Origin of the sequence: Halospina sp. K52047b, assembly GCF_008709855.1 — a bacterium.
Lineage (GTDB): Bacteria > Pseudomonadota > Gammaproteobacteria > Pseudomonadales > Oleiphilaceae > Halospina > Halospina utahensis_B.
Map to the genome: position 1 here is coordinate 67,512 of NZ_VYJH01000008.1, position 11,701 is coordinate 79,212.

The window sequence follows — 11,701 nt, forward strand, 5'->3', positions numbered from 1 at the left end:
TTCCCGTAATTGCCAAGCCGATCAAGGTACAGGGTGGGCCCATCCGTTAGAGTCGCGTCAGGACAATGGCGCAAGGCGGACAACGGGTGGCGCATCCATGATCAGACACATCCTCCGGACCGGTCTCGCTCTGGCGGCGGCTGCAGCCCTTGCCGGCTGCCTCGGGGACAGTGATTCCGACGAGTACGGTGAGGACATCACGCGCTACGACAGCAACCCCGCAGCGGGTGATCCTGGTACCTATCCGGTGCAGGCCCGTAACGGCAGGCTGGAACGGGCGCTGGTCTGGCTTGATATGGATGGTGATCAGGCTCTCTCCGTTTACGATCACCAGGATTATGAAGATGACGTTCTGGCTGATGCGGATGACGAGACAAAGGCGAGGCTGGACGTTGATAACAGCTTCAAGCTAACGGAACCCTGGGGCATCACTGACGCCGATGGCAATCTGGATCTCGATGTTAGTGCGCTGGACCTCCCGGAAAGCGTTGCCGCTGATCTGGACCCTTCCGATTATTCCCTGATGGTGGTGGCCGTACCCGGCGAGACCCGCAACGGTGGTGAGCTGGTAGATCGGGCTTTCTTTCTCAGTGCGCCGCCCGGTGTCAGCACTGTCTCACCGTTCACCACACTCGCCGAGACCATCCGCTGGCTTCGCGGTGACAGCCTGGATGCCGCGGCTGCGGCGAGCCGCCTGCAGCAGGAGAACCTCCTGGACGCCCAGGAGCCGGTCAGCATCTACCAGGATTATCTGAACGCACAGGGAGCGACCCGGGCACCGCATTATGCGACGGCGTTGCGGCGGCTGCAGCAGAAACAGGTCACTGGTGCCCTGAATGGCAAGGTCAAAAAAGCGGTAGAGGATGGCCTGGAAAACATGACTCCGGGCCAGCGGGAAGTGTTCTTCGAGTTGAACGATTTTCAGGTTTTAGGGTCAGTGATGCTGGATCAGGCGGCAAACGTGATCAGGGCAGTGGATGCTGACATTGACGCCAGAGGTGTTGATGGCTATGCCCTGCCTGCGGACGGGAAGCTGGACAGTATCCGGAACTTTAAGCCGGATTTTGATAACCCGCTGGTTCCCGTGGAACAGCGTTATTTCACGCGGCTTGAGAATCCTGAGAATGAAGAGAACTTTGCTCCCGGCGCTCTAGAGACCGGGGACAATGGCGACGAAGTGCGACTGGGGCGTCTGACAGCCGAGGATGCCGAACTCAACGCGCAGGTCTTTTTTGATTACGGTCCGGGGGGCAGGGTCAGCCGTATCAGCGTACGGGGTCAGACCCGTCCGTCCATGAGCGCATTCCGGTTTCTTTCTGCCGGTGAAGATGGCGGAAACCCTGTCGATCTCGGGTACGCCCCCTATCTGGATATGGAGACGGGTCCAGCCCTGGATGAGGCGGTGGAGCGAGATGCACTTTCATCCGAAGTTCTGGATGAGCGCTTTGGTGAAGCGGATGGCGCTATTGACTGGGCCACTCCAAGTATCGGTCTGGATTCCAGGTGGATTGATGGTGAAAGTACTGATGATCACCCGGATGGTCGTCTGGAGAGGGTTTACGTAGAGCCCGATGGGGCAGCGGCGCTGATACGCCGGCCTCCGTTGGCGAGTGGTGTCGACACTGTGGATGCATCAATAAACGTGGAGTCGGAGGAGTCGGGTGTACCTCAGATTCCAATTGCCATGCCAGTTGTCGGTGACCAACTGAAAAGTATCGGGAGCCTCTCAATCACCTATGGAAAGCCTGGGGGCTTGGACGAGTGCGATAATGGGACACCAGTGGAGCCTATTACCCACAAGCAGACTGTGAAGGTTAGTGAGGGGTCAGAACCTGACGCTCAGCCTGAGCTTACGCTTACACGGTACGGCCATGTGCCCAGTGGTGAAGATGTCTTCAGGGTGCTTGCGGAAACCTATCCGGCGCCAGTCGGTGATGGCGTCATTCTGCGTGAGTATGAATATCCGACGGATGGTATGGCTGATGCGAACCCCGATAATGTTGTTCAGCCAGACCGTATACTGTCGGTGCGGGCTCTAGCGCTGGACTCGCTGGATCGAAGTGCCCGGTTCTGCGGTGATGAAGGGGAGGCGTTTTCCGTTTCCGGAAGTTCCGCGAACCTGCAGTATTACATCGGCTACGAATACATGCGCTTCGCTGACTATCTGGAATCCATAGGAACCCGGAGTCAGTAACCTGGAATCCAAAAAATGTTTGACAGCCCCGCGGGCGGCCATTAAAGTACGCATCACATTCGGGCAGCGCCCGAACACAGTCAGATGCCTCGTGCCGAGGTGGCGGAAATGGTAGACGCGCTAGCTTCAGGTGCTAGTGTCCGTAAGGACGTGGTGGTTCAAGTCCACTCCTCGGCACCACTCTTTTATCCTCCCCTTCTCTCCTGTCTCATTAATTGAGATCCAAGAACAAACAGTCACAGGCGGAATCAATGGCCTCAGGTATCCCTCAGGACGACCCCAACGCGGATCGTGAATCCCAGAAATACGAGAAACCAGTCCACGGCCGGGAAGCGATCCTGGAACACCTGAAAAAACGTGGTGCGCCGGCGACCCACCAGAAACTCTGTGAAGAGTTTGGCCTGGACGACGAGGACCGCATTGAGGGACTGCGCCGGCGGCTGATCGCCATGGCGCGGGATGGTCAGCTCATCTGTAATCGCCGTGGCGCCTATCTGCCCATATCCGAGGCGGATCTCACCCGGGGTCACGTTCAGGGCCACCGGGATGGGTTTGGTTTTGTGGTACCCGAAGGCGGCGGTGACGATCTTTTCCTGAATGCCCGTCAGATGCGGCAGGTCTTCCACGGCGACCGGGTACTGGTGCGTGAGGATCAGAGAGATGCCCGCGGCAAGCGCGAGGCTGTCATCGTTGAGGTGCTGGAGCGCAACACGACCCAGGTTGTGGGTCGCATGCAGCGTGAGGACGGTGTTTCGATGGTGATTCCGGAGAACAGCCGGATCAACCAGGAGATACTGGTGCCGGAAGAGGCCTGCCAGGGCGCGGGTCATGGCCAGTACGTCACCGTTACCATTGAGAAGCAACCCACAGTGCGCAACAAGCCGGTCGGCCGTGTGGTCGAGATCCTGGGCGACCACATGGCGCCGGGTATGGAGATCACCGTGGCCATCCGTTCCTATGGCCTCCCGGATCAGTGGCCTCCGGCGGTCACCGAGCAGGCGCGGAGCATTCCGGACGAGGTCTCTGAAGAAGCCAAACAGGGCCGTGTTGATCTGCGGGATATGCCCCTGGTCACCATTGACGATGAAAGCGCCCGTGACTTCGATGATGCGGTCTACGCGGAAAAGCGCCGGGGCGGCGGCTACAGGTTGATTGTCGCCATCGCCGATGTGGCCTGGTACGTGCGTCCTGAGACGGCGCTGGATCTGGAGGCCCAGAACCGGGGCAACTCGGTCTACTTCCCGGACCACGTGGTTCCGATGCTGCCGGAGAAGCTTTCCAACGGCCTCTGTTCGCTGAACCCGGGCGTTGACCGCCTGTGCATGGTTGCGGACATGAATCTGAGCCGGGAAGGCAAGATCACCCAGTACTGCTTCTACGAAGCGGTGATGCACTCCCATGCACGCCTTACGTACAACAAGGTCAGTGCCATCCTGGAACACCCGGAATCGAATGACGGGCAGAAGCTGCGGGATGAGTACAGCCAGGTCGTGCCCCATCTGGAGGCGCTCTACGGTTGTTACCAGATGCTGCGGGAGGCGCGCGAGCAACGCGGCGCCATCGACTTTGAAACCACGGATACCCAGATCCGGTTTGACCGTGACCGCAAGATCAGCGAGATCGTGCCGGTTGAACGCAATGCCGCTCACAAGGTGATCGAGGAATGCATGCTGTGCGCCAACGTGGCCACGGCGCGTTTCCTGAAACAGCACCGGATTCCGACGCTTTTCCGCGTGCACGATTCGCCTTCGCAGGAGCGGCTGGCGGACGTGCGGCAGTTCCTGAGCGGGCTCGGCCTGGATCTGCCCGGTGGTGATGACCCGGAACCCCAGGATTACCAGCAGGTGCTCAGCCAGGTGCAGAACCGCCCGGATGCCCACATCATCCAGACGGTGATGCTGCGCTCCATGAAGCAGGCGGTCTACACCTCCGAGCAGCGGGGCCACTTTGGTCTCGGCTTCGAGGAATACACGCACTTCACTTCGCCCATCCGGCGCTATCCGGACCTGCTGATCCACCGGGGTATCAAGTCGGTGATCCATCGCAAGGCGAGGGGCGGTGCCATGGCCGGAATCAAGGCGCTGTTCGGGAGCCAGAAGAAGGCGAAGACCGTGGTGCCGGCGGAGAAACCGGATCCGGAACTCGCACAGTACGGCTACTCCCAGGAGCGCGTCCAGCAGCTGGGCGAGCACTGCTCCATGACGGAGCGCCGGGCCGACGATGCGACCCGCGACGTCGAGGCCTGGCTCAAGTGCGAATTCCTTCAGGGCAACGTGGGCGAGGTCTTCGACGGCGTGATCGCCTCAGTCACCGGCTTCGGGTTGTTCGTGCAGCTGGGCGGCGTCTACACCGAGGGCCTGGTGCACATCTCGGCACTGGGTGGTGACTTCTTCCACTTCGACCGCATCCGCCACACGCTGATCGGCGAGCATACCGGGCGAACCTTCCGGCTCGGGGATCAGGTGCGGGTAAGGGTGGTCCGGGTGGACCTGGATGACCGCAAGATTGATCTGGAGCTGGAGGAATCCCTTCCGGACGCGAAGAAAGGTGGCGGAAAGGGATCAGGCAACCGCAGGAAAGGCGGTGGCAAGGGCCAGCAGGGTGGCGGCAAACAGCAGGGCGGTGACCAGAAGAAGAAACAGACGAAAGAGGCTGATTCCGGCGACGAGGCCGCGCCCAAGAAGAAATCCGGCGGGCGCCGCCGTCGGCGTGGTGGCCGTGGTGGCGGCGGCAAGAGCGAAGGCTGATCCGGAGAACGTCTGATGGCGCAGCATACCCTCTTTGGCTGGCACGCGGTCACCACCCTGCTGGAGCGGCATCCGGAACGGGTGCGCAGCCTGAAGCTGCAGCAGGGGCGTGAGGACGGCCGCCAGAAGCGGGTGCGCCAGCTTGCCGATGATTTCGGTGTTGCCGTGGAGCAGTGCCAGCGTCGGGTTCTGGATGAGGCCAGTGACGGTGGCAATCATCAGGGCGTGGTGGCCGTCATCAAGCCGCCTGTCGCCCTGAGCGAGGATGCGCTGCTGGAGCGCCTGGAAACACTGGGGCGCCCGCCTTTCATTCTCCTCCTGGATGGTGTCACGGATCCTCACAATCTGGGGGCCTGCCTGCGCACGGCCGATGCGGCCGGCGTCGATGCGGTGGTGGTGCCGAAGGACCATTCGGCGCCGCTCAACGGTGTGGCCATGAAGGTTGCCAGTGGTGCGGCGGAATCCGTGCCGCTGGTGCGGGCCACCAACCTGGCGCGCTTCATGCGCCGGTGCCAGGAGCAGGGCATCTGGTTCACCGGCACCTCGGATGCCGCCGAGGCGGGCATCCACGACCTGGATCTCACAGGCCCCATGGCCCTGGTCATGGGTGCCGAGGGCAAGGGCATGCGCCGTCTCACCCGCGAGCACTGTGATCAGCTGGCCCATCTCCCCATGGCCGGACTGGTCAGCTCACTCAATGTCTCCGTGGCCACCGGTGTCTGCCTTTTTGAGGCCCGTCGCCAGCGTACGATTGCATCAGGCGTACACGGGGCATAAAATGTGCGATCCCGTTTCACGGGGTCAACACCACTCCTTGCTTTCGGCGACGGATCGGAAGCTGCTCAAACCGTAAGGAGCGATAATGCGTCATTACGAAATCGTGACACTGGTTCATCCTGACCAGAGCGAACAGGTGCCCGCCATGATCGAGCGCTACTCCAAGCTCGTCACCGACGATGGCGGCACAGTCCACCGGGTCGAGGACTGGGGGCGGCGTCAGCTGGCCTATCCGATCAACAAGATCCACAAGGCCCACTACATCCTCATGAACATCGAGTGCACCCAGGAGGCGCTGGGTGAACTGCAGCACAACTTCCGGTTCAATGACGCGGTCATCCGCGATCTGATCGTGCGCAAGGATGAGGCGGTAACTGAACCCTCGCCCATGAAGGCGGCCGAGAACCGCGAGGAACGGGGCGACGACAAACCGCGCCGGCAGACAACCTCCGGTGATTCCGGGGAGACGGAAACAGACAGTTCCGACTCCGAGACCGAAGAAGCCGGCGAAAGCGCCGAGTAACACGCATCAGAGAACTGAGGATACCGATTCATGGCTCGTTTTTTCAGACGTCGTAAGTTCTGCCGTTTCACCGCGGAAGGGGTCAAGGAGATTGACTACAAGGATCTCGACACCCTGCGCAGCTACATTACTGAAACCGGCAAGATTGTACCCAGCCGGATCACCGGCACACGTGCCCGCTATCAGCGGCAGCTGGCAACAGCCGTCAAGCGCGCCCGCTACCTGGCTCTGCTGCCCTACGCCGACAGCCACGACCAGTAACGGCCATCGGGTTAGCTGATGCAGCGTCTGGCCGAATTCATACTGCGGGGCCCCATGCCTGCGGCCGTTGTTGCGGTCGGGGGTATGGTCCTGCCGTTCCTGTTCTGGCTGGGTGCTGCGGCAGTTGGGCTCGTAACGCTCAGACTGGGGCCCCAGAAAGGGCTGGTTACCGGGCTCTGGGCACTGCTGCCGGGCGCAGCCTGGCTCTGGGTCGGGATGGATCCGGCACCGCTGGTGGTGCTGCTGATCACAATGGTCATCTGCAGCGTGCTGCAGATGACCGTTTCCTGGGAAAAAGCCCTTCTGGCCGGGGCCGCGCTTGCAATAGGGATTGCCCAGGCACTGCCGCTGGTGGCGCCGGCATTTTTTGATCAGTTGATCACAACGGCCCAGCAGGTTTACGGCGACATGAACGCCGGCATGATGGAGAACCTGCCCGAGGATGTGGATCCGGAAAACGTGATCCGCACCATGATGATCGCGGTACTGGGGGTTCTCAACTACGCGCTGGCCATTGCGGCGTCCCTGCTTGCCAGGGGGTGGCAGGCCCGGCTCTTCAATCCGGGTGGTCTGCAGGCGGAATTCCATGAATTCCGGCTCTCGGCGCCGACGGCGCTGGGACTGCTGGTTCTCATGGCGGTCGGCGAGTTCGTGGGGATCAATGGAACGCTGCTCCTTCTGGTGCTGGGTGTTCCGCTGCTGCTTGCGGGCCTCGCACTGGTACATGGCACGCTCGCCAAACGCGGGCTCGGTACCGGCTGGCTTGTGGGCTTTTACATCGCCCTGGTGGTGCTGGTTCCATGGTTATTTCTGGTGCTGGTCTTCGCGGCCGTCATCGACAGCTGGCTTGATATCAGACAGCGACTTTAGACAGAGGTTATTGGGATGAACGTTATACTGCTCGAAAAAATGCACAAGCTCGGGGATCTGGGTGACCAGGTGAAGGTCAAGCCGGGCTTCGGGCGTAACTACCTTGTTCCCTACGGCAAGGCGGTTCCCGCCACCGAAGAGAACATCAAGGCATTTGAGGAACGCCGTGCAGAGCTTGAGAAGGCTGCTGCTGAACGGCTGAAGGCCGCTCAGGCCCGTGGCGAAGCGCTTGAGGGCAGCTCCGTCACCATCGAAGCCAAGGCCGGTGAGGAAGGCAAGCTGTTCGGCTCCATTGGGGTCCGTGATATTGCGGAAGCGGTTTCCGCCAACGGCACCGCTGTCGAAAAGAGCGAAGTGCTGCTGCCGGAAGGCCCCATCCGCATGACCGGCGAGTACGGGATCACGCTGCAGCTGCATACCGATGTGCAGGCAACGATCCAGCTGAACATCGTCAAGGGCTGAATCCGGCCCGGAGCAGGGGAGTGCCCGGCTGATGGCGCAGGAACCGGAAGCTGACGAGCGCACCAGCCGCGTCAAGGTGCCCCCGCATTCCATCGAGGCGGAACAGGCCGTTCTTGGCGGCCTGATGCTCGATAATGCGGGTTGGGAGCTCGTGGAAGGGCTCATCACTTCCGGGGACTTCTACCGCTCCGAACACCGCCTGATATTCCACGCCAGCGAGCGGCTGATCGCCAATGATAAGCCGCTTGATATGGTCACCGTGGGCGAATGGCTCGAGCAGGCCGGAGATCTGGATGCCTGTGGCGGGCTTGAGTACCTCGGCCGACTGGTCGAACAGACCCCCGGTGCGGCCAACCTTCGAAGTTACGCCGAGATCGTCAAGGAACGGTCTGTTTTCCGGCAGCTGATCGAAGTCTCCGGCCATATTGCCGATTCCGCATTCAATCCCCAGGGGCGTTCCAGCGCCGAGATTCTGGATGCCGCCGAAAGCCAGGTATTCCGGATCGCTGAACACCAGGTCCAGCAGAGTGGCGGCCCCCGTGAGATCAATCCCATCCTCAGGGAAACCCTGGAGCGCATCGAGTCGCTGTTCGAAACCGAGGGTGGGCTGACAGGGCTGACCTCCGGTTTCAAGGATCTGGATGACATCACCTCCGGCTGGCAGCCCTCGGATCTGGTGATCGTGGCTGCACGCCCTTCCATGGGTAAGACCGCGTTCGCCATGAACCTGGTCGAGAACATGCTGATGGCAACCGACAAGGGCTGTCTGGTGTTCAGCATGGAGATGCCGGCGGATGCCATCGTGATGCGGATGCTCTCGTCCATTGGCCGGATTGACCAGACCCGGATCCGTAACGGGAGCCTGGAACAGGATGACTGGCCGCGCCTCACTTCCGCCATCAGCCTGCTCAAGGACAAGCCGCTCTATATTGATGACACGCCGGCGCTCAGCCCGACCGAAATGCGCTCGCGTGCGCGGCGTATTGCCCGGGAGATGGACAGCCAGGGAAACGAGCTTGGCATGATCATGGTGGACTACCTGCAGCTGATGCGGGCGCCCGGCAATAACGAGGGCCGTACCGCTGAGATCTCCGAGATCTCGAGGGCTCTCAAAGGCCTGGCGAAGGAGCTCAACTGCCCCGTGATCGCGCTGTCCCAGCTCAACCGGAGCCTGGAGCAGCGGCCCAACAAGCGCCCGGTCAACTCGGACCTGCGCGAGTCCGGGGCGATCGAGCAGGACGCCGATGTGATCGCCTTCATCTACCGCGACGAAGTCTACAATGAGGACAGCACCGACAAGGGCATCGCTGAGATCATCATCGGCAAGCAACGGAACGGCCCTGTCGGGAGCATTCGGCTGGCATTCCTCGGTCAGTACACCAAGTTCGAGGACCTGGCCTACGGGGATTACGGGGGCGACTATTAATGCCGCGCCATACCCGGGCCCGTATCGATCTGGACGCGCTCAGGAGTAACTTCCGGAAGGCCCGGCAGCTTGCCCCCGAGTCGGCCTCCATGGCGGTGGTCAAGGCCGACGGTTACGGGCACGGTCTTGAGCCGGTGGCCCGGGTTCTGGCCGGGGAGACTGACTGCCTGGCCGTTGCCACTGTCGGGGAGGCACAGCGCCTGCGCGATGCCGGCATCACCACGGCCATTGTTCTGCTTGAGGGCGTGCATGAGGCGGCGGACTGGCCGGTTGTTTCGGCGCTGGAGCTGCAGCCTGTTCTGCACAGCTATCACCAGCTGGCTGGGGCTGAAGCCCTGAACGGGGAGGTGCCGGTCTGGATCAAGTGCAACACCGGTATGAACCGTCTGGGTGTGGCGCCGCAGGAGGTCGCGGCCTTTCGGCAGCGCCTTGAGACCCAGCCGGGTCTGCGGGTGGTCGGTCTCCTTTCCCACTATGCCTGTGCGGATGATCTCTCGGATCCCATGACCCGACGTCAGCAGGCGTGCTTTCAGCGCATCCGGGATGACCATCCGGAGCTGCAGGTCAGCCTCGCCAACTCCGCGGCTCACTTCCATGACCCGGCACCGGACTGTGACTGGACGCGCCCAGGGATCATGCTGTACGGCGGGACGCCCCTGATTGGCACGACAGGGCCAGCACTCGGCCTGCAGCCGGTTATGATCCTGGAGTCCCGGATCATCGCCGTGCGTGAGCTGGCAGCGGGTGAGTCAGTGGGTTATGGCGCCACCTGGGTCGCGGAAGCCGACTGCCGCATGGGGATTGTGGAGATCGGGTATGGCGATGGTTACCCCCGGCACGCCCCCAGCGGGACCCCCGTGGCAGTGGCTGGGCATCGGTGCCGACTTATCGGCCGGGTTTCCATGGACATGATCGCCGTGGATCTGAGCCAGTGCCCGGAGGCGGAAACCGGTACACCGGTCGAGCTCTGGGGGCACCATGTGGGTGTTGATGAGGTGGCCGGCATGGCCGGCACCATCAGTTATGAGCTGCTGACCGGGGTTTCCCCGCGAGTCCCCCGGACATACTTGGGCGGCGGCTGATCAGGCGTTGCTCTCGGGTTCGAACAGAACCTCTTCCAGGAAGACCAGGATGCCCTCAATGTGCTCGTCGTCCGCCTTCTTGAGCACGTTGTGGATGACCATCCGGGTGCCCTTGAGCATGCTGCTTATGCCCATGCTGGCCATCTTCTGGAGCATGGAACCGGCATTCATCCGCCGCAGTGGTTCCAGAAAGAAGAAGTCGGTGCCGGTTTCCGTGAGTTCCATGATCAGGTTGTAGAGGTCGTCCCGGCGCTGTTTGCTCACGCCGTTGCTGCGGATGTCACTGATGACCTCGAGGGCCTTCTGGTACTGGGCTTCCGGCAGGGGGGCTACCAGATGGTGCTGATGCTTGGGCATTGGTCATACTCCTTTGTGTACAAGTGTTTTGTATGGCCGCCATTACACGCATTGCATCCATCTTGGGCATTGGCTGAAATGGCGGTTATGCTGTCGTATCGTGCAACCCGTCACATTCTGGACCTGCAAGCGACTCTGTTTTGAAGATACTGGTGGTTTACGAACCGGGGGAACTCGGTGAAGCGCTGCTTTCAAGGCTCGCTGCGGCTGGGCTCGAACCCACGCCGCTGCTGTTGAGCCGTCCCTCGGATGTGGCACTGGATCAGCTTCAGTCCTGGGTTGAGCCCTGTTTCGATCTGGTGATCAACGCCATCACCAGTGTGGATGCGGAGCAGGCCGAGCCGGTGCCACAAGAGACGCGACACCGCCTGCATGACCTGCCGGTGGCACTGGCGGAAAGGGCTGCTTTTCATGCCATTGCCATGATGAACCTGTCCAGCAGCCAGATTTTTGACGGGCGCAAGCAGCAGCCCTACATCAGCAGTAATCCGGGCAATCCGCTGTCCGTTCTGGGCCAGTGCCAGTGGGACTGTGAGCAGTCCCTGCGCAGTCGGCTGCCGCGGCATCTGATCCTGCGTACCGGCTGGTCGCTGGAACGGTTGCAGGAGCGTGTGCGTAGCCACGATCCGAGCGAACCCCTCTGCCTGAGCAGCCGCTATCGGGGGCAGCCTACCACCTGGTCGGATTGCGCCCGGGTCATGACCGCCGTTGTCCAGCAGTTGGACTGTGGCGCGGAGGCCTGGGGAACCTACCAGTACGCCGGCTGTGACACCCTTTCCCTCTACGATCTGGGGCTGGAACTCCTGGAGGAGCTCCCGGAGACACAGCGCCCGCATCTGATTGACGAAGAAGATACCTGGATGCGGCTGGAACCCGCCAATGCCGTGCTCAACTGCAAGAAAATCCGTCATACCTTCGGCATCCAGCAATTGTCCTGGCGCCAGGTCCCTGCGGCAACGAAACCATGACGAGCCCGTAACGAAAGAGTAGACTGAGCGTCCT

At 61.5% G+C, this 11,701-nt stretch carries 11 protein-coding genes and 1 tRNA gene; 11 read left to right on the forward strand and 1 reads right to left on the reverse strand.

What is annotated here, in order from left to right:
* The first annotated feature begins 97 nt into the window (after positions 1-97).
* The 10 genes from F3089_RS11040 to alr all read left to right on the forward strand — a co-directional run bounded on the left by F3089_RS11040 (position 98) and on the right by alr (position 10,342).
* Positions 98-2,194 (forward strand): hypothetical protein, encoded by a 2,097-nt coding sequence (locus F3089_RS11040; protein WP_151440862.1) that lies wholly within the window; start codon positions 98-100, stop codon positions 2,192-2,194.
* 93 nt (positions 2,195-2,287) lie between these two features.
* Positions 2,288-2,374: transfer RNA gene (locus F3089_RS11045), tRNA-Leu, on the forward strand.
* Between the two features lie 71 nt (positions 2,375-2,445).
* Positions 2,446-4,941 (forward strand): ribonuclease R, encoded by a 2,496-nt coding sequence (rnr, locus tag F3089_RS11050; protein ID WP_151440863.1) that lies wholly within the window; start codon positions 2,446-2,448, stop codon positions 4,939-4,941.
* 15 nt (positions 4,942-4,956) lie between these two features.
* Positions 4,957-5,718: a 23S rRNA (guanosine(2251)-2'-O)-methyltransferase RlmB gene (gene rlmB / locus F3089_RS11055; RefSeq protein ID WP_151440864.1), complete on the forward strand. Its 762-nt coding sequence runs from the start codon at positions 4,957-4,959 to the stop codon at positions 5,716-5,718.
* Between the two features lie 85 nt (positions 5,719-5,803).
* Positions 5,804-6,241 (forward strand): 30S ribosomal protein S6, encoded by a 438-nt coding sequence (gene rpsF / locus F3089_RS11060; protein ID WP_095617961.1) that lies wholly within the window; start codon positions 5,804-5,806, stop codon positions 6,239-6,241.
* Between the two features lie 30 nt (positions 6,242-6,271).
* Complete coding sequence (gene rpsR / locus F3089_RS11065) at positions 6,272-6,502, forward strand: 30S ribosomal protein S18 (protein ID WP_095617960.1); 231 nt, start codon at positions 6,272-6,274, stop codon at positions 6,500-6,502.
* An 18-nt stretch (positions 6,503-6,520) separates the two neighbouring features.
* Positions 6,521-7,372 carry a hypothetical protein gene (locus tag F3089_RS11070; RefSeq protein WP_151440865.1) on the forward strand — a complete coding sequence of 284 codons (852 nt, stop codon included), beginning with the start codon at positions 6,521-6,523 and terminating at the stop codon, positions 7,370-7,372.
* A gap of 15 nt (positions 7,373-7,387) precedes the next feature.
* Entirely contained in the window at positions 7,388-7,834 is a 447-nt protein-coding gene (gene rplI, locus F3089_RS11075) for a 50S ribosomal protein L9 (RefSeq protein WP_095617958.1), read from the forward strand.
* Between the two features lie 31 nt (positions 7,835-7,865).
* Positions 7,866-9,260, forward strand: a complete 1,395-nt coding sequence (gene dnaB / locus F3089_RS11080) for a replicative DNA helicase (RefSeq protein WP_095617957.1) — start codon at positions 7,866-7,868, stop codon at positions 9,258-9,260.
* Positions 9,260-10,342 (forward strand): alanine racemase, encoded by a 1,083-nt coding sequence (alr, locus tag F3089_RS11085; RefSeq protein ID WP_151440866.1) that lies wholly within the window; start codon positions 9,260-9,262, stop codon positions 10,340-10,342. Before dnaB ends, alr begins: the two co-directional genes overlap by 1 nt.
* On the opposite strand, the gene F3089_RS11090 is transcribed toward alr, so the two are convergent.
* Positions 10,343-10,699, reverse strand: a complete 357-nt coding sequence (locus F3089_RS11090; RefSeq protein ID WP_095617955.1) for a hypothetical protein — start codon at positions 10,697-10,699, stop codon at positions 10,343-10,345.
* A gap of 152 nt (positions 10,700-10,851) precedes the next feature.
* On the opposite strand from F3089_RS11090, the gene F3089_RS11095 reads away from it, so the two are divergent.
* Positions 10,852-11,667, forward strand: coding sequence for a sugar nucleotide-binding protein (locus F3089_RS11095; protein ID WP_192497352.1), 816 nt, complete (start codon positions 10,852-10,854; stop codon positions 11,665-11,667).
* Positions 11,668-11,701 lie beyond the last annotated feature (34 nt).

What these genes read in the sequence shown, in the direction of transcription:
- rlmB (WP_151440864.1), top strand. Translation starts at nt 4,957, where the DNA reads ATGGCGCAGCATACCCTCTTTGGCTGGCACGCGGTCACCACCCTGCTG.
- alr (WP_151440866.1), top strand. Translation starts at nt 9,260, where the DNA reads ATGCCGCGCCATACCCGGGCCCGTATCGATCTGGACGCGCTCAGGAGT.
- F3089_RS11040 (WP_151440862.1), top strand. Translation starts at nt 98, where the DNA reads ATGATCAGACACATCCTCCGGACCGGTCTCGCTCTGGCGGCGGCTGCA.
- F3089_RS11090 (WP_095617955.1), bottom strand. Translation starts at nt 10,699, where the DNA reads ATGCCCAAGCATCAGCACCATCTGGTAGCCCCCCTGCCGGAAGCCCAG.
- dnaB (WP_095617957.1), top strand. Translation starts at nt 7,866, where the DNA reads ATGGCGCAGGAACCGGAAGCTGACGAGCGCACCAGCCGCGTCAAGGTG.
- rplI (WP_095617958.1), top strand. Translation starts at nt 7,388, where the DNA reads ATGAACGTTATACTGCTCGAAAAAATGCACAAGCTCGGGGATCTGGGT.
- rpsF (WP_095617961.1), top strand. Translation starts at nt 5,804, where the DNA reads ATGCGTCATTACGAAATCGTGACACTGGTTCATCCTGACCAGAGCGAA.
- rnr (WP_151440863.1), top strand. Translation starts at nt 2,446, where the DNA reads ATGGCCTCAGGTATCCCTCAGGACGACCCCAACGCGGATCGTGAATCC.
- rpsR (WP_095617960.1), top strand. Translation starts at nt 6,272, where the DNA reads ATGGCTCGTTTTTTCAGACGTCGTAAGTTCTGCCGTTTCACCGCGGAA.
- F3089_RS11070 (WP_151440865.1), top strand. Translation starts at nt 6,521, where the DNA reads ATGCAGCGTCTGGCCGAATTCATACTGCGGGGCCCCATGCCTGCGGCC.